Raw genomic sequence first — 16,870 nt, forward strand, 5'->3', positions numbered from 1 at the left:
AAGGGAGAAGGGCCCATGCAAAAGCTGCTGTTTATCGTCAATCCGCACGCCGGACGCGGCGAGATCGTCAATAAGGCGGTCGATTGCGTCAGCGTGTTTCAAAACGCGGGCTATGATGTGACGATCTATGTTACGCAAAACGCGCGCGACGCGACCGCGGTGGTGCGGGCCCGCGCCGGCGAATTCGACCGGATCGTGTGCGCCGGCGGAGACGGCACGCTCAACGAAGTCGTCACCGGCCTGATGCAGACCGACCTGCGGCCCATTCTCGGCTATATCCCGGCGGGCACGACAAACGATTTTGCTTCCAGCCTGAGTATTCCCAAAAACCAGCTGGAGGCGGCGCAGACAGCGGTGGGCGCATCGCTGCACGCCATCGATATCGGCCGCTTTAACGAGCGCTATTTCAACTATATCGCCGCCTTCGGCGTATTTACCGAGGTTTCCTATGCCACGCCGCAGCAAAGCAAAAATATATTTGGCAGGGCGGCCTATATTTTCGAGGGCGTTAAATCGCTGACCAGTATCAAGGAGCACCACATCGCGGTCGAGTGCAGCGAGGTCGAGGAGGAGGACGACTATATCTATGGTATGGTCACCAACTCGGTGCAGGTGGGCGGCTTCAAGACGATCACGCCGGAAAGCGTGCGTCTGGATGATGGGCTCTATGAAGTGCTGCTTGTCTATCCCGTTTACAACCCCATGGAATTGCAGTGGCTGGTTAACGATCTGCTGACGCGCAACGAGGATTCCTCTAGGTTTCGCTATTTCCGCACCTCTCATATCCGTTTTTCCTCGCCGGAAGAGGTGCCGTGGACGCTGGACGGAGAGTTTGGCGGCGCGACCCGGCACGCGGAGATCGATAACAATCCGCGGGCCATCACTTTTACGACCGGTTAAACAGACGAAGAGCCGTCAGAATCGTGGTAAACACGCTTCTGGCGGCTCTTGCATGCTGGAAATCGCTCAGAAATGGCTACGGCCGTTTCTTAGCAGCACTTCTTCTCGAAAGAGAGGCAGTCGGTGCACTGGTCAACGGTGGGGTTGGCCTCGTGCGTACCAACGGTGATGCAATCGAGAGCGCAGTACTCGGCACAGTTGCTGTGGTTGGCACACTGATCGACAGTGCAGCGAATGGACTTGTTGCAGTTAGACTTATCCATGAGAAAAGACCTCCTTTTTTGATTTCGAGAATAGTGTTGCCGCAGCGCTCCGGATTTATGCATTGACAAAAAACCGGAAACAAGCTATACTTTTTCCATGGACAAATCTTTCTCGAAAGCGTATGCTGACGGGCGAGCGATCCAAACTAACCGACATGATCTGCTGTCAAAGATTCATTCTGCGATGAAAGAACGGAAAATAAGCGTTTGACGTCCTGTATCGCAAGATACAGGACATTTTTTGCGCAAAAGAAGGAGAGCTTTTTATGGAAAACCGCATTGCGATACTGGGTATTATCGTAGAGGACAGAGATGCGAGCTATCAGGTGAATGAGCTGCTGCACGCTTATGGCGACCAGATCATCGGCCGCATGGGCGTTCCGCACCACGACCATTGCTGCTCCATCATCACCATTGTGATGGATTGCCCGGCCGATACCATCAACGCGCTGTGCGGCAAGCTGGGCCGTTTACAGCATGTGCAGGTCAAGTCAATGCTTGCAAAATAAGGAGAAATTCATGAAAAAACACTGGATACGGCTGCTTTCGGCCGTTATGGCGCTTTCCTTGCTCGCGGGCTGCGGCGCAAAGCCGCAGCAGGAGCGGCCGGAAGCGCCGGAAAATGTTGCCCCGGGGTATGAAAACGGGCTGATTACCCGTGTATCCGCGCTAAAGGGCCCAACCTCGATGGGGCTGGTCAAGCTGTTGGCGGACGATGAGGCGGCGGAAGTACAGCGCTATGAGGGTGCCATGTACACCGCGGCGGATGAGATCGTCCCCTTGATCGCCAAAGGGGAGACCGACATCGCGCTGATCCCGACCAATCTCGCGGCGACGCTTTACCAAAAGACCGAGGGCGGCGTTCAGGTGATCAATATAAACGCGGGCAATGTGCTGTACGCGCTCTCCTATGATGAATCATTACAGCACATGGAGGGCCTGAAAGGCAAAACCGTTTATATGACCGGCAAGGGGACGACCCCGGAATGGACGGTTCGTTACCTGATGCAGCAAAACGGCCTGACGGACGCTGATATCATGCTGGAGTTTAAACCGGAATCCGCCGAGGTGCTTTCCGCGCTCAGCGCCGATCCCACGGCGGCGGCCATTCTGCCGCAGCCGTTCGCGACCGTCGCCATGATGCAGGATCAGGAGCTTTCGATAAACTTTTCCCTCAGCGATGAATGGGCCGCGAAAAGCGGCGCGGGCGGCACCGTGACCGGCGTTACGATCGTTCGGCGCGCGTTTGCAGAGGAGCACCCCGCGGCCCTCCGGCAGTTTCTGGACGATCACGCCGCTTCGGTCGCCTATATGACGGAAAACACGGCGGACGGCGCGCGGCTGATCGAGGAATACGGTATTGTGGGAGCGGCTGTGGCTGAGGAAGTGCTGGCTTATTTCAGTCCTATTTCTTCCGTTTCCGGCGAAGAGATGAAGACTTCGATAAACGGTTATTTAAGCGCGCTGTACGAGATCGCGCCCGAGGCGGTGGGAGGAAAAATGCCCGATGAGGCGTTCTACTATCTGGGATAAGCCGTGGCTGCGCCGCACGATTGCCGCCTTATTCTGGCTCGGCGTGTGGCAGACACTGGCGCTCATCCTGCCAAAGCTGTTATTTGCAGGCCCTGTACCAACGGTACAGAGCCTGCTTTCTATACTGTTCACCGCCTCGTTCTGGCTGTCGCTGCTGCACACGATCGGCAAGATCGCGCTCGGATACCTGTTCGCCCTTGGGTTGGGTTGTCTGCTCGCGGCGCTTTGTCATACCGCCTCGGCGCTCCGTCTGCTGCTCGCCCCCGCCGTACAGATCATGAAAAGCGTGCCGGTCGCCTGTTTTATTGTCGTGGCGCTGATCTGGGTGCGTTCTGCGTGGATATCGGTGATCACAGCCTTTTTTGTGGTGCTGCCCATTTTCTACATCAATTTGGGAGAAGGGCTGGCAAGCATCGACCCTAAAATGCTGGAGATGGCGCGGGTATTTCGCCTGTCTCACACCGGGCGACTGCGCGCGGTCTACCTGCCGGGTATGATGCCTTATATGCTTTCCGCCACAAGGCTCACGGTCGGCATGGCGCTCAAGGCGGGGATCGCGGGCGAGATCATCGGTTTGCCGCGTTATACCATCGGCGAGCAGCTCTATTTAAGCAAGCTGTATCTGGATATGAGCGGACTGTTCGCTTGGTCGTGCGCGATCATTCTGGTCAGCGTGGGGCTGGAAAAGCTGATGGTGCGTGCGATATCCGCCGCCCAGCGCAGATGGGAGGGCGCCGCATGATTTTGTTGGATAAGGTTTGCAAGTCGTTTAACGGCAAGCCCGTGCTGCGCGATGTCAGTTTAAGCGTAAAGCCGGGCGAGCTGTGGCGGATCGAAGGTCCTTCCGGCGCGGGCAAGACCACGCTGCTGCGCCTGCTGATGGGTCTTGTTGAAGCGGACGCGGGCACGGTCAAAGGTATAAAAGGGCTGCGGTTCGATCCGGTTTTTCAGGAGGATCGGTTGGTCGAGCATTGGAGCGCGCTGGAAAATGTGCGCCTTGTCGGCGGGCAGACGGGGGAGGCGCTGCTTGACGCGCTTTTGCCAAAAGACACATTGGCGCAGCCCGTTCGCACGCTTTCCGGCGGCATGCGCCGCCGCGTGGCGCTGGCGCGCGCGCTCGCGGCAGAGGGGGATATCCTTGTGCTGGATGAACCGTTCGCCGGGCTGGACGAAGCGAACGCGCAGCGCGCGTTCGAGGTCGCGCTTGACGCGCGTAAGGGCCGCGCGCTGATCCTTGTGTCCCACGGCGCGGGCGCGTCGACGCCGGGCATGCAAACGCTTCGTCTGCGCATATAAGCAGACGAAGATTGTCCCGGATTTGCAAATGATTTCGGCGTGTATTATACTATAGCTATAGCGATAAAGGTTGTGAAGAATATGCAAAAAGGCGATCTGGCCAAGCTGCAGCTGCTGCTGACCGGCATTTCGGCCCGTATGACAAAAAACAGAGATTATTTCATGGAAGCGTCCTTCCGATTTCTTTCAGGTAAAAAGACGTTTCCGGCCAAGCTGACGCGCGCGGAGCAGGGCTATACGCTGACGTTTGAGGGCGCGAGCCGTGCCATCGACGCGGCCGGCGTGTGCGCGTTTTTTACCGAACAGGCAGGGCGGTTCGACGAGGCTGTCATGACCTATACGGAGCGCGGCTCGGTCGTGACGCTGTCGGTCACGCCAAAGGGCGTTGCCATGAAGCAGGCCGAACGTGAAGCCACGGCGGAAGAGCAAACCGCGGCGGCCAACCCCTTGCTGGACGCTGGTCGGCAGTATTTGATCCGTGTCGATCAGGCCGCGCCGCTCTTGAAGGAGATCGGCATCCTGACGCAGGAGGGTAAGCTCCGCAACGATATGATCCGGAAGTACAACCAGATCGATCACTATGTTGAACTGGTCGCCCCCATGTTTGAGAGTGATGAAAGCGACGAGATCGTGCTGCTCGACTGCGCCTGCGGGAAATCCTATTTAAGCTTTGTCATGAACTACTATCTGCGCGACGTGCTGCACCGCCGCTGCCGCGTGATCGGCGTCGATATCAACGAGCACGTCATCGAGGAGAGCCGGGCGATGGCAAAACGCCTTGGTTATCATAATATGGTATTCCAGTGCGCCGATCTGCGCGTCTATCAGCCGCCAAAGCGGGTCACCGCCGTGATTTCGCTGCATGCCTGCGATATCGCGACCGATCTGGCGCTGGCCGCGGCCATTCGGGCCAAAGCAAAGTACATTGCCTGCGTGCCCTGCTGCCACAAGGAACTGCTGGAGCAGTACCGTCTGCCCGAAGCGCTCGCCCCGCTCGCAAAGTCCGGTGTGTTCAAGGCGCGCCTGAACGATGTGATGACCGACAGCATGCGCGCGCTCAAGCTGGAAGCGGAAGGGTATAAGGTTTCCGTGGTCGAATACATTTCGCCGCTTGATACCCCGAAAAACCTGCTGATTCGCGCCACGCGCACCGGCCGCGACGATCCGCGCGCCCGCGCAGCCTATGAGGGAGTAAGGCGGGCGCTCGGCACGACGTCGGAGCTGGATCGGCAATGTAACGCCATGAACAATGAATTTTTTATTTCAGATGACGATCTGATTGAGTAACGCCCCGATTTTCTTCGCATAGGCTGTTATTGAAGATTTCTTCAATCACTATTCGGAGGAGATTACACATGGCTGATAAAGTATGTTGCCCCGGCCCCGTCTGCGGCAATAACAACGCTGCTGCAGGCGGTTTCCGCGAAGCGGTTTGCGTTCACACCAATAAAGTTTACGATTCTTGCAAGAGCAAGGAATGCCTGCGCGACCTGCGCGTTTACCTGTGCCGCGAGGGGCAGGAGCTGCTCAATGCCGGCGGTATCGCGTCGGTAAAGCCCCGCTCTGCCGAGCTGCTCTGCGTCAAGATCGATGTGGAGAAGGTCCAGTTTAACCGTGGCTTCTACACCGTCGATATCCGTTTCTTCTACAAGATCGAAGTCGAAGTCAGTTGCCCGATCGGCCGCCCGCGCATCATCGACGGCCTCTCCGTGTTTGACAAGCGCGTCATCCTGTTCGGCAGCGAAGGCGGCGCCCGCATCTTCTCGTCCCGTTATATCGAGGACGGCATGGATGTTCAGCTCTGCCAGAACAGCAATATGCCGCAGGCTGTCGTCGAAGTTGTCGACCCCATTCTGCTGGATGCCAGCATCGTTTCTCCCGAAACCTCGTGCAACTGCTGCTGCTGCGCCCTGAACGAAGTTCCTTCTTCGCTCTGCCGCTGCTTCGCGGGCGACGACATCGTGCTTGACAACCGCGGTTACCAGCTGTTCGTCACGCTGGGCCAGTTCTCGATCATCCGTCTGGAGCGCGATATCCAGTTGCTGATGCCTGCATACGATATCTGCATGCCGCGCCGCGACTGCTCGAACAGCGGCACCGGCGGCGAGCAGGATCCCTGCGCCGTATTCGCAAACTTTGAGTTCCCGATCGACGAGTTCTTCCCGCCCAAGCAGGAGTGCCCGGAGTTCGGCCCCGGCTGCGGCTGCAATCCCTGCGGTAACAACAACAATTCCTGTGGCTGCGGCAACAACAATAGCAACACCTGCGGCTGCGGTTGCAAATAACCGATCGATCGCATAAAAGAAGGGCGCTTAGGCGCCCTTCTTTTCGTACAGATCCATGTCAGGCATGTTCGGCCGATCCTTCGCATACAGTATAACAGACTGTGCGGGGGAGGGCGATCATGAAAGAGGAAAAAAGTGTGGTCTACACGCTGATTCTGGGCGTTTGTATGCTGCTTTGCCTGCTGCTCATTGGCAAAATGCTGCTGCAACAGCCGGTACGGCAGCCTGCTGAACCGCCGGAGGAGGAAGGGGAGGATGAGCAGGTGGAATTACAGCTCAGCGAGAATGATTTAGGGGCGCTGATCAGCGAAGCGCTGCCGCTTACGCCTGATGCAATGACCGTGCGCATTGGCGCGCATGCAACGGTAGAGGTGAGCGCCAGCGTATCCAAGCAGGCGCTGACAGATAGCGGGCTGGACGCCGGCATGCTGCGCACTGCCGCTATGTTTTTGCCCGATCCGTGCAAGCTGTACGGCTCTTGGCAAGTCTCGGTAAAGGACGGTGCGCTGTGCCTCGCCGCAACGCGTGCCGAGATCGCGGGTATCGCGCTGCCCGATCAGGTTGTATCCTCTTTTACGAATTCCTTGGCCGAAACGGTCAATCAAAAGCTGGCGGATTGGGGACTGTCCGTCAACGAGATCGCAAGCGAAAACGGCTGTCTGCTGTTCAGACCATAATGTGCAGCCGCAAAAAGAGCCTTCCTACGAATAGGAAGGCTCTTTGGTATGCCATTTAATCGTTGATCACGCGGCCGCCGCCTTGGAAACGGGAGGCGTATGTACCGGAAAGCGATTCGTATTTGACAACGTCGCCGGTGTGGGGGGAGTGGATGAACTGATCGTCGCCCACATAGATGCCGACATGGCTGATCGAATATTCGCTTGCGCCGAAGAAGACCAGATCGCCGGGAAGCAATTCTTCACGTTCCACATGTTCGATCGCATCAAACTGGGACTGCGCGACGCGCGGGATCGATCCGACGGTGTTGTTAAAAACATAAGAGGTAAAGCCGGAGCAGTCAAAGCCGCTCGGTGTGGAGCCGCCGTAAACATAGGGCGTACCGAGGAACTGGGCCGCATAGTCTAGCACTTCGCCGCGCTGCGCGTTATCACCCGTATAGGATACTTTCGCTGCGGTGGGCTCGTTCGTTTTTGTTTCTTCCGGGTCCGAGGCAGCCTGAGCGCCGCCAAAGGTTAGATAATCGGGGTGCACATAGCCTGTCCGCCCGTTAAAGCTTACTTTGTACCAACCGCTGTACACGCCCAGCACGCTGACCGTGCTGCCGTTTTTCATGGTGGTGAGCACTTTTGCGGACATGTTTGGCTGCTCGCGCAGATTAACCGTGGTATCGCACGCGATCCGGCCGGAGCCAAGGTTAAAATCGCTGTTCGGAGCGCCGGTCAGGAACTCGCCGCTGACATAGCCCTCTTTACCGCCGACCGCGACCTTGAACCAGCTGTTGCTGTTATTGATAACGGCGACCTTGGTGCCGTTCGGAAGCGTGGTGATGATATCGCCGCCGGGAGCGGAACGCAGATAAAGCGAATCCGCCTTTACCTGCGCGGGGTAGAGCGCAAACGCGCTCGGCAAAAGCATGGAAGCGGCAAGCGCCGCAGAAATCATCATGCGAGAAAGTCGTTTAGAAAATTTCATTGGGTCAAACCTCCGTTTCGCGTACAGCCGGTTTACTTGCTGCCCAGAGCGCGGTTCAGCCAGATCGAGGCTATATCCATAGCGGCCCAAAGGCTGTCCTTCTCCGTTTTCTTCACGATCCGTTCCTTGATACGAACGTTGGGATCGGTCTGCTGCAGCTGCACGGAAACGCGCTTTGCAAGAGGCATACCCTTCATATCGCCGGATTCGAGGATCTGCATCATAATAATATGAGAATCGCTCATGCTGCCATAATAGATGATGTTTTCCTTGCGCATCAGCGGGTGGCCTTTATATTGAAGAAGATCGGTGTTCTTTGCAGTGGTCGGCATATTGGCACTCCTTTATAGTTACAAAACGGTTACATTTCAAAGTTACATTATGGAAACAGTATACCACGTGATGGGCGATTTGTCAAATTGTATTTCGGAAACATTGGATTTTTGCGCATTTTGTGTTATAATGCGATACAAAACACCAAGTTTCGTTATATTGGGAGACATACCATGAAATTTGCTTTCCACACGCTCGGCTGCAAAGTCAACTTATTTGAAACGCAGGCGCTGATGCAGCTTGCCGCCGAACGCGGGCATGAGATCGTCGATCAGGGGGCGGACGCGGTAATCGTCAACACCTGCACGGTGACCGCTGTGTCCGATCATAAAAACATCCGGGCTTTTCATAAGCTGCGGCGCGATAATCCGGACGCCGTGATCGCCGCCTGCGGCTGCTTCGCCCAGCTTGAACCCGAGCGCGTACGCGCGAGCGGAGAGATCGATCTGATCTGCGGAACGCGCGAGCGCGCGGCTATCCTCCGTCAGTGCGAGCAGGCGGTCTGCGGCCATGTGGAGCCTGCGGCCATGCATACAGATGAACGCTTTGAAGTTCTGCCGGCCGGCGTACCGCGCGGCAGAACGCGCGCCCTGTTAAAAATCGAGGATGGCTGCGATAACTTTTGCGCTTACTGTATCATTCCCTATGCGCGCGGCAGGGTGCGTTCGATGCCGCCGGAGCGGGTGGAAAGCGAGGTAAACCGGCTGCAAACGCTTGGCGTGCACGAGATCGTGCTCACCGGTATCGAGCTTTCCTCTTATGGACGTGACCTATCGAAGGATATATCGCTCGTACCATTGCTGCGCTCGCTTCTTGGGGCGCATCCCGGCCTGCGTTTTCGCCTTGGGTCGCTCGATCCACGCACGGCAGATCAAGCTTTTTGCGACGAGCTTTCCGGGTACGACAATCTCGCCCGGCACTTCCATTTGTCCCTGCAAAGCGGCTGCGACAGCGTGCTGCAACGGATGAACCGGAAATATGATACGGCGCTTTTTCATCAAAACGTATCATCTCTGCGCCGCGCTTTTCCGGACTGCTCGATTACGACCGACCTGATCGTCGGCTTTCCCGGCGAGACCGAGGCGGAATTTCAAGAAACGCTGACTTTTTTGGAGCGCTGCGCCTTTGCCTCCGTGCACGTTTTCCCCTATTCACGCCGCGCCGGTACGCGTGCGGATCAAATGGAGGGACAGGTGCCGCAGCCGGTCAAGGAAGCGCGCGCCGCACGCGCCAAAGCGCTGGCGGAGCAGCTCAGCGAGCGTTACCGCGCGGGGTTTGTTGGGCGTGCGCTTTCCGTCCTGCCGGAGCATCCCGTTCCCAGCGGCCTGTGGGCCTGCCACAGCAGTTTTTCCTTTCCCGTCTATCTATCCGGCGGCGGGCTGTCCAAAAACACTCCGGTCTCAGCGCGTATCACCGAATTATACCGCGACGGCCTACGCGCAGAAAAAATATTATGAGCGATTAGGCACATATCTCTGTTTCCGACCATAGGATGAAGTGAAATCTTTGATAGGAGGAAATAACTTATGTGTTCTTCTAATGGTCTTTGGGGCGAAAATAACTGGTGGTGAACTATAATCAAAAAGCGCGTAGAGCCTGCTCGGTCAAGGCTTACGCGCTTTTTCTTTTCATAGGATCGTACCAAATTCGTACGGTTAGGTGAGTGCGCTGAGTTGGGCGGCCACATCGGCCTGCTTGTTGGGGTAAAGATGGCTGTATATGCGAAGGGTGGTATCCACGCTGTCGTGGCCAAGGCGCTCGGCGATCAGGAGTGGCGAGCAGCCCATTTCAATCAGCATGGAAGCGTGACTATGCCGCAGGTCATGCACGCGAATGGCGGGCGTCTGTGCGCGCGCCGCATAGCGTTTGATAGCGGCGGAAACGAAACCTGGCGAACGGTGAAACAGTTTATCCTTTTGGGAGGGCTTATATAAGCCCTCGATATAAGCGCGCAGCCCATCGCAAAGCGGACCGGGCAGGGTGACGGTTCGGTTGCTGTTCTCCGTTTTGGGAGACGTTACGACGTCCAGACCATGGCGGCGGTCTAGTGTTTTGGTGATCGATACGGTCTTACGGTCGAGATCGATATCGGATACAGTCAGGGCGAGGCACTCGCCGCGACGCATACCCGTCCAAAACAAAATTTCATAGATCATACGAAGCTCGGGATCGTCCACGCCGGCGATGACCTTGCGGTACTGCTCCAGCGTCCAAAATTGCATGACCTTAGCGTCGCGCTTGCCCATACGCGGTTCCTTGCGGCAAGGGTTAAGTGATAGGCCGTAATAGCGCTCGGCAAAGGCGAATAGCGCGGCCAAATCATTATTGATGGTGCGCAGATAGGTGCTGCTGAAGTTCTGCCGCATCATTTGGTTTTGCCACTGATGGATCATGAGCGGTGTGATCGAGCCGACGGGGATATCGCCAAAGGTAGGTAAGATCTTATCCCTAAAAATATGCCGTTTTTTGATGATCGTTGCTTCCTTGAGGCGCGTTTCGCAGGAGGCAAGGTAAAGCTCATACATGCTGCGAAAGGTCATATTGCAGCTGCCGCCGTGCTGTTTGGCGTAGGCATCCTCGTATTTCTTAGCGTCCGACTGGCGGGCAAAGCCCTCCTTCTTTTTGCGGTGCACGGCGCCGAATGCGTCACGGTAATAAAAGGACGCATACCACCGGCCACTGCCGTCGGTCATTTTCTTTACGGACATACGAAACCCCTCTCTAATATCATAAACTGTTCTGAAAATTGTATGATTGGGGCAGGGAAAAGTAGTCCGCAAGGATTTGCTTCCGCAGGATCTCGTCCGGCGGCAATGTAATTTTTTTGCATACGCGTACGAAAAAGGACAACCCGCGACAGCATAAGATAAAACAAAGCAGGAGGCGATTGAATGGAGCTGATCGATGTCAAAGAAGTTCAAAAAGTACTCGGCGGTATTGGAAAAAGCAAAGCGTATGAAATTATGCAGCAGCTGAATCAGGAACTAGAGCAAAAAGGATACCTTGTCATTCGCGGCAAAGTGCCGCGCGGGTATTTGGAAGAGCGATTTCATAAATAGATGGGAACGGCGGATCCGCATAAAGGTAAGAGCTAACCAAACGAAAATTTTCACCAAAATAAAGCGCGCCGGACGCTCTGCTGTATGCGATGCGTCCGGCGCGCTTTTGGTACTATAAATAGCCAAGTATTTGGATACTTAGCAATATTCTCCAAAATGCGATAAGATGCTCCTTACAAAAGGAGGTATCCCAATGCTAGAAGAACTGATTTGCACATCGATGGCCAGAACCCGAAAAAGATTGGATCTGAAACAGAACCAGATCGAGGTCAAGGCGGAAATGGCGGAAGGGAATTATGGCAAGTATGAACGAGGAGAGATGAATCCGACGCTTTCTACCGTATGGAGGATCGAGCAGGCGCTTTCATTGCCACGCTATACGCTATTTAATGAAAACGCCGGAATAGAGGGGGCGGAACCTTGCTATGAAACACTCAATCGCTTTGCCCGTCACAATATTTTTGTGGATGACGATACGCCGGATACCGAGCCGTCCCCGCTGCTGGACCTTGTGAGCGATGCGCTGATCGAAAAGTTTACGCTTGAGGCCATAGAGCTTATGGCCGAAGAATGATCGACGGTGAGAGCGTACCGTTACCGTACTCCTCAAATAAGGAACGAGCGGTAAACTGCGTATAAACATTTACTTATCGGCTGTTTTAGCACAAGTTACCGCATTTTGGTACGAATCGGTATGTTTTTCAAACTGGTGGTGGATCATCATCGTGATCATCCTTATCTGGATCTGCTGCTGTGATCAGGGTGGTAGCTGCGGCTCGAACAATAATAACTGTGGCTGCGGCGGTTGCTGCGACAATAATGGCTGCGGCTGTGGCTGCTGCTGATCATCCCCACATACCCAGATAAATTTTCCTATGCGGCGGCGCGGCTTTTGGGCCGCGCCGCAGTTTTTTTTATTTTTTTGAAATTTCCTCTTGCAAAAGTGAAAAAAATGGGTTAGAATAAATAAGCGCTGTTCAGGGGAACAGCTTAACGAAGGATATTTCTTTTGGAGGAATTACGATATGATTTCCGCAGGTGATTTTCGCAACGGCGTGACCTTTGAGATGGACGGCCAGGTGCAGCAGGTTGTTGAGTTCCAGCACGTTAAGCCGGGCAAGGGTGCAGCTTTTGTTCGCGTAAAAATGAAGAACGTCATCACCGGCGCGGTAACCGAACGTTCCTTCAACCCTACCGATAAATACGAGGAAGCTTTTGTGGAGCGCCGCGATATGCAGTACCTCTACAACGAAGGCGACCTGTACTACTTCATGGATAACGAATCCTACGAGCAGATCCCGATTAACAAGTCTACACTTGGCGACGGTTTCCGCTTTGTTAAGGAAAACGAGAATGTCAAGGTTTGCTCCTATAAGGGCAGCGTGTTTGCCGTAGAGCCGCCGCTGTTCGTTGAACTTGAGATTACCGAGACCGATCCGGGCTTCAAGGGCAATACCGCGACTAACACACTCAAGCCCGCTATCGTTGAAACCGGCGCCAGCGTTCCGGTACCGCTTTTCCTCGAGACGGGCGACCGCATCAAAATTGATACCCGCACCGGCGAGTATCTTGAGCGCGCCAAGGGCTGATCCGCACAAAATGGACGGTGTATTTTCGCCGTCCTTCCAATGGACATTTAGCTCAGCTGGAAGAGCATCCGCTTGACGTGCGGAAGGTCGGCGGTTCGAACCCGTCAATGTCCACCATACAAAAACCACCTCGTTTGAGGTGGTTTTTCTGTTTTTGTGCGGTTCAGCGCTACAGGCACTTTTGAATTTCGTTCATCCATACCGATAGGTCAATGGGCTTGGTGAGGTAGCCGTTCATGCCGGCTTCGGCAGCGGCGGCCATATCCTCGGCATAAGCGTTGGCGCTCATGGCTAGAATGGGTAGCGAGGCGTCGCTGCGCGCTAATGAGCGGATGTGTTTCGCGGCCTCATAGCCATTCATCCGCGGCATCTGTATATCCATTAAAATAAGGTCAAAGCTGCCTTCGGCGGATGCAGTGAATATTGAAACACAATCCACGCCATCCATGCCCCACATGACCGCGGCGCCTGCTTCGGTCAATACGGTTCGTGCAATTTCTAAGTTAAGTTCATTATCGTCGATCAGCAAAATATTGGTGCCCGAAAGGTCGATTGCCGTTTCGTTGGACGCTTGCTCCGCCGTGGGTTCAGCCGCGTTTCTCAGCGCATGACTAAGCGTGGCGCGCAGAAGCGGCTTTTGAATGAAATAACGAATACCGGCCTTTGTGGCCTCACGCCGAATGTCTTCCCAATCATAAGCGGCGAGGAGCAGGACCGGGGGCGATTCGCCGGCACAATGAAGGGCAGCGATCCCTTTGGCGGAATAGACGGCGCGATCGACAAAGACCGCTTGGAAGGCTTCGCTCTGCAGCCGCTGTACGGCGGATGCTATTTCTGGCACCCACGCAGCGGATACACCCATGGCTTTCAGTGTGCGTACGGTCTCGTCGCCTTCGTCTTCGTGCCCATCCACCACCAGAACGCGCCAATCCGGCGGTGAAAGTTCCTCTGGCGCAGCGCGGTCAACAAGGAAGGAGAGTGTCACTACAAAAACGCTTCCTTTTCCCTCCGCGCTTTTTACCTCGATGGAGCCGCCCATCAGTTCAACGATTCGTTTGGTGATGGTCATGCCTAGACCGCTGCCTTCGGTGCTGTCTACACGGCTGTTCCGCTCGCGGACAAAGGGCACAAACAGTTCTTTCAAAAACGCCGGTTTCATGCCGATCCCATTATCCGTAAAGGTAAAACGGAACCGCGCGGTGTCTGGCCTTTGTGCAGGTAGTTCTTCCACGTCAACGGTGATGCGGCCGTCCTCGGGCGTGAATTTCATGGCGTTTGTGAGAAGATTAATAAAGATTTGGCTGAGCCGGAGGCTGTCGCCTAGGAAAGTATCGCTTTTTACGTGGTGCGGCCGAACAGCGAAATGCTGTCCCTTGGCATGCATGTGGGGGAAAGTCATGTTTTCCACACTTTCCAGCACCGTGGAAAGGCAAAACGGCTCTTGTGATAGGGTCATCTTGCCGCTTTCGATTCGGGACATATCCAGCACATCGTTGATCAGGCCCAGTAAGTGCGAGCTGGAAAAGCCGATTTTGCGCATACAGTCCCGCACTGTGCCGGGCTCTTCAGCGTGTGTCTCGGCAATGGCAGTCATTCCTATAATGGCGTTCATGGGGGTGCGCATATCATGGCTCATGTTGGCCAAAAAGTCCGACTTGGCGCGGTTGGTCCGCCGCCGGCTTTCCAAGCGGAGGAACAAAAGCCCGACAATAATCAGCAGACCCAAAAACACCAGCGCGGCGAGCGTGCACATGATGATCAATTCCCGGGATAGCGCCGACGTGCGCGCTGTGACGACCCCCTTCGGTACGAAACTTACGACTGTCCAATCGTTAAAACGTAAGGGACGGTAGTAAGCATACTTTTCAACACCCAGATCGGAATAGGCCGTCATTCCGGAGCGGCAGGACGCGATATCTTCGCGCATCTTGTCTAAACTATAGCCTTTCTCAAAGGTCAAATTGGCCATGGACTGAAACAGATTATTATATACCATGCTGCGGGCGTGGAGCACTTGGTTGCCATCCGCGTCGATAATGTAGGAAAAGCCGCTGCCGCCAAAGCTGTCCACCTGTATGTCCGCGCCAAGCTTAGCCGTACTCAGCATCGCGACTACCGCCGTACCGGTATCCTCCGGCGCGGGTATGGATAAAATTACGCCGCTTACCGCCCTGTCCCAGAAAATCTGTCGTTTTAGACCGGTGATATAGGTTTCGCCGCCGCTTGCCGCCAGATAATAATCCTTCTGTGAAATATCCTGCGGCTCCGAAAAGGCCGTGGTATAAAGATGGCCGACCGAATCCGCGAGACCGATATAGGTAAAATTCAGCTGGTCCGCCATTTGGCCGAGATAGTTCACGCGTGTTTCCAAATCGGGCAGGGACGAGGCCGCGGCCGCAGCGACGCGCAGCTCTTCCCACTGCTGCTCCACCGCCCGCTCCATGTAAACGGCTACATGCTCGGAAACCTCCTCCAAGCGGGAACGGTTTTCCTCCGTCAATGTCCGTTCAAAGCGCCGGGCATAGGCGGTAAAAAGCAGCGTGAAGATTACAGCGGCGCATATTAATGCCGCGACCGCGCATACCATGCGTGTCTGTTCCCGATGCAGCTTTTTCACGCACGCTTCCTCCTTTGCCGTTTTTTATCGTTTATGAATACGCTCCGTCCGCAGCCTGTCCATATCCCGCAGGCACTGCTCCGCCGTGTATCCCTCGCGAGCCTGCATATAATGTAGGATACAGGTGGCGTCCGACTGAGAGAAACCCTCGATGCGCAGCCAAGCGGTAGAATCCCGATAGTTTTCCTCGACCCAGCGCTCGGCTTCCACATATTGCGGCGTGGAAATTCCGGCTACCTGACGCTTAAAGACCGGTGCTGTGTAGATTCCCTCAAATGCAGCGTTATAATTGTAGGGATCGGCCATAAAGGTGATCAGATCCAGCGCCGCATCCATTTGCTCGCTATGCCGGTTGACCAGCATCAGCGATAGGTTGGGTCCTTCAAAGGTGCCGTTTTCGGGTATTCCGACAAAAGCCGGCATCAAACCGAAGCGAGAAGCGTCACCCTGAAAGTCTGTATAAAGCCAGGTATCCCAACAAAGCATCATCGCATATTCGCCGCTCTCCAAAGCGCCGCTCATACCGTCCCAGTCGTTTGTCAGATAGCTTGCGCCCAGATAGCCTGACTCTGCCATCGTCCGGTACCAGTCCGCCACTTGCTGCATGCCGGGTAGATCGGCGTAGCTCAGTTCGCCGTTATTCAGCTTCTCCAGCGTATCCGTTTGTTCTACCAGTGCATCCAGCGGCAGTTGATAAAGCAGCATGGTGGGGGAGGCTGCTGGAAGATACAAGGGCGTTACACCGTTTTGCAGCAGGGTTTCACAAGCGGTAAGAAATTCCGCTTGCGTGCGCGGCGGCGTTAGGTCCAGCTTTTCAAATATCTCCTTGTTGTAAAGCGTGCCCGCGATTGAAGCTTCCCAATGGGGAAGGCCGATCACCTTGCCGTGGTAAATGGTCTGATTGATGGACACCTCGGTCAGATCATCCACCCATTCCGCCGCACTGAAATCATATAGGTTTTGATCAGGCTCCAAAGCGTCAATATTGGTACCGCCAAAGCTGAGTATCAGATCGGGCGTGTTGGAACCGCGTTGGAGCGCTTCCGCGGCGGCAGCTTCGAGCTGATCCGGCGTATAGGCGACAGCATCGATCGTGTTGCCTGTAAGCTCTTCATAGCGCGCAAAGGCCCGCGTCATATAACTACGGCTCAGGTCGGTCTCACGCCCCCACACGGTCAGCGTGCGGCCCGTAATATTGCCCCACGCATATTGCGGTTCCTCGTACGCAGGCGCGGGCGATTTTGGTTTTGCGGCCGAACAGCCACAAAACAACAAAAGAAGGGCCGACAAGAGAATACCGCCCGCAATGGCGCGTTTCATCATCTCTGGCCCTCCTTTAAAT

At 55.3% G+C, this 16,870-nt stretch carries 18 protein-coding genes and 1 tRNA gene; 13 read left to right on the forward strand and 6 right to left on the reverse strand.

Annotated elements, in window-relative coordinates:
• Positions 1–15 precede the first annotated feature (15 nt).
• Positions 16–900: a diacylglycerol/lipid kinase family protein gene (locus tag RWV98_RS09690; protein WP_317865548.1), complete on the forward strand. Its 885-nt coding sequence runs from the start codon at positions 16–18 to the stop codon at positions 898–900.
• A gap of 89 nt (positions 901–989) precedes the next feature.
• Here the strand turns inward: RWV98_RS09690 and RWV98_RS09695 are convergent, their stop codons facing one another.
• Entirely contained in the window at positions 990–1,163 is a 174-nt protein-coding gene (locus tag RWV98_RS09695; RefSeq protein ID WP_280960555.1) for a DUF1540 domain-containing protein, read from the reverse strand.
• Positions 1,164–1,429: 266 nt separating this feature from the next.
• Here RWV98_RS09695 and RWV98_RS09700 point away from each other — a divergent pair, with 266 nt between their 5' ends.
• From RWV98_RS09700 to RWV98_RS09730, 7 genes are all read left to right on the forward strand, one after another.
• Positions 1,430–1,672: a TM1266 family iron-only hydrogenase system putative regulator gene (locus tag RWV98_RS09700; RefSeq protein ID WP_280960556.1), complete on the forward strand. Its 243-nt coding sequence runs from the start codon at positions 1,430–1,432 to the stop codon at positions 1,670–1,672.
• Between the two features lie 10 nt (positions 1,673–1,682).
• On the forward strand, positions 1,683–2,696 hold the full coding sequence (locus tag RWV98_RS09705; RefSeq protein ID WP_317865551.1) for an ABC transporter substrate-binding protein: 1,014 nt from the start codon (positions 1,683–1,685) through the stop codon (positions 2,694–2,696).
• Positions 2,671–3,438, forward strand: a complete 768-nt coding sequence (locus RWV98_RS09710; RefSeq protein ID WP_317865553.1) for an ABC transporter permease — start codon at positions 2,671–2,673, stop codon at positions 3,436–3,438. Before RWV98_RS09705 ends, RWV98_RS09710 begins: the two co-directional genes overlap by 26 nt.
• Positions 3,435–3,992, forward strand: a complete 558-nt coding sequence (locus RWV98_RS09715) for an ABC transporter ATP-binding protein (RefSeq protein WP_317865554.1) — start codon at positions 3,435–3,437, stop codon at positions 3,990–3,992. The genes RWV98_RS09710 and RWV98_RS09715 overlap by 4 nt, the downstream gene beginning before the upstream one ends.
• Before the next feature lie 81 nt (positions 3,993–4,073).
• Entirely contained in the window at positions 4,074–5,279 is a 1,206-nt protein-coding gene (locus tag RWV98_RS09720; protein WP_317865556.1) for a class I SAM-dependent methyltransferase, read from the forward strand.
• A 68-nt stretch (positions 5,280–5,347) separates the two neighbouring features.
• The gene (locus RWV98_RS09725; protein WP_280960561.1) at positions 5,348–6,277 is read left to right on the forward strand and encodes a hypothetical protein; all 930 of its coding nucleotides are present in this window, start codon (positions 5,348–5,350) and stop codon (positions 6,275–6,277) included.
• Between the two features lie 119 nt (positions 6,278–6,396).
• Positions 6,397–6,954: a hypothetical protein gene (locus RWV98_RS09730; protein ID WP_280960562.1), complete on the forward strand. Its 558-nt coding sequence runs from the start codon at positions 6,397–6,399 to the stop codon at positions 6,952–6,954.
• Positions 6,955–7,009: 55 nt separating this feature from the next.
• Here RWV98_RS09730 and RWV98_RS09735 read toward each other — a convergent pair whose 3' ends face one another.
• Positions 7,010–7,930 carry a C40 family peptidase gene (locus RWV98_RS09735; RefSeq protein ID WP_317865558.1) on the reverse strand — a complete coding sequence of 307 codons (921 nt, stop codon included), beginning with the start codon at positions 7,928–7,930 and terminating at the stop codon, positions 7,010–7,012.
• 32 nt (positions 7,931–7,962) lie between these two features.
• Positions 7,963–8,262, reverse strand: a complete 300-nt coding sequence (locus RWV98_RS09740; RefSeq protein WP_280960584.1) for a hypothetical protein — start codon at positions 8,260–8,262, stop codon at positions 7,963–7,965.
• A 174-nt stretch (positions 8,263–8,436) separates the two neighbouring features.
• On the opposite strand from RWV98_RS09740, the gene mtaB reads away from it, so the two are divergent.
• A complete protein-coding gene (mtaB, locus tag RWV98_RS09745; protein WP_317865561.1) occupies positions 8,437–9,720 on the forward strand; it encodes a tRNA (N(6)-L-threonylcarbamoyladenosine(37)-C(2))-methylthiotransferase MtaB in 1,284 nt (427 codons plus the stop codon).
• A 198-nt stretch (positions 9,721–9,918) separates the two neighbouring features.
• Here mtaB and RWV98_RS09750 read toward each other — a convergent pair whose 3' ends face one another.
• The gene (locus RWV98_RS09750) at positions 9,919–10,971 is read right to left on the reverse strand and encodes a tyrosine-type recombinase/integrase (protein WP_317865563.1); all 1,053 of its coding nucleotides are present in this window, start codon (positions 10,969–10,971) and stop codon (positions 9,919–9,921) included.
• 183 nt (positions 10,972–11,154) lie between these two features.
• Between RWV98_RS09750 and RWV98_RS09755 the strand changes: the two genes are divergently transcribed.
• The 4 genes from RWV98_RS09755 to RWV98_RS09770 all read left to right on the forward strand — a co-directional run bounded on the left by RWV98_RS09755 (position 11,155) and on the right by RWV98_RS09770 (position 13,028).
• Positions 11,155–11,322, forward strand: coding sequence for a transcriptional regulator (locus RWV98_RS09755; protein WP_280960587.1), 168 nt, complete (start codon positions 11,155–11,157; stop codon positions 11,320–11,322).
• Positions 11,323–11,515: 193 nt separating this feature from the next.
• On the forward strand, positions 11,516–11,896 hold the full coding sequence (locus RWV98_RS09760) for a helix-turn-helix domain-containing protein (RefSeq protein WP_280960588.1): 381 nt from the start codon (positions 11,516–11,518) through the stop codon (positions 11,894–11,896).
• Between the two features lie 451 nt (positions 11,897–12,347).
• Positions 12,348–12,911 carry an elongation factor P gene (gene efp / locus RWV98_RS09765; protein WP_280960589.1) on the forward strand — a complete coding sequence of 188 codons (564 nt, stop codon included), beginning with the start codon at positions 12,348–12,350 and terminating at the stop codon, positions 12,909–12,911.
• A gap of 41 nt (positions 12,912–12,952) precedes the next feature.
• Positions 12,953–13,028 (forward strand) — tRNA-Val (locus RWV98_RS09770).
• A gap of 52 nt (positions 13,029–13,080) precedes the next feature.
• On the opposite strand, the gene RWV98_RS09775 is transcribed toward RWV98_RS09770, so the two are convergent.
• Both RWV98_RS09775 and RWV98_RS09780 read right to left on the reverse strand, forming a co-directional pair.
• Positions 13,081–15,528: a response regulator gene (locus tag RWV98_RS09775; protein ID WP_317865566.1), complete on the reverse strand. Its 2,448-nt coding sequence runs from the start codon at positions 15,526–15,528 to the stop codon at positions 13,081–13,083.
• Between the two features lie 24 nt (positions 15,529–15,552).
• Positions 15,553–16,851, reverse strand: coding sequence for an ABC transporter substrate-binding protein (locus tag RWV98_RS09780; protein WP_317865568.1), 1,299 nt, complete (start codon positions 16,849–16,851; stop codon positions 15,553–15,555).
• Between the last annotated feature and the right edge of the window lie 19 nt (positions 16,852–16,870).

The organism is Agathobaculum sp. NTUH-O15-33 (assembly GCF_033193315.1).
Classification (GTDB): domain Bacteria; phylum Bacillota; class Clostridia; order Oscillospirales; family Butyricicoccaceae; genus Agathobaculum; species Agathobaculum faecihominis_A.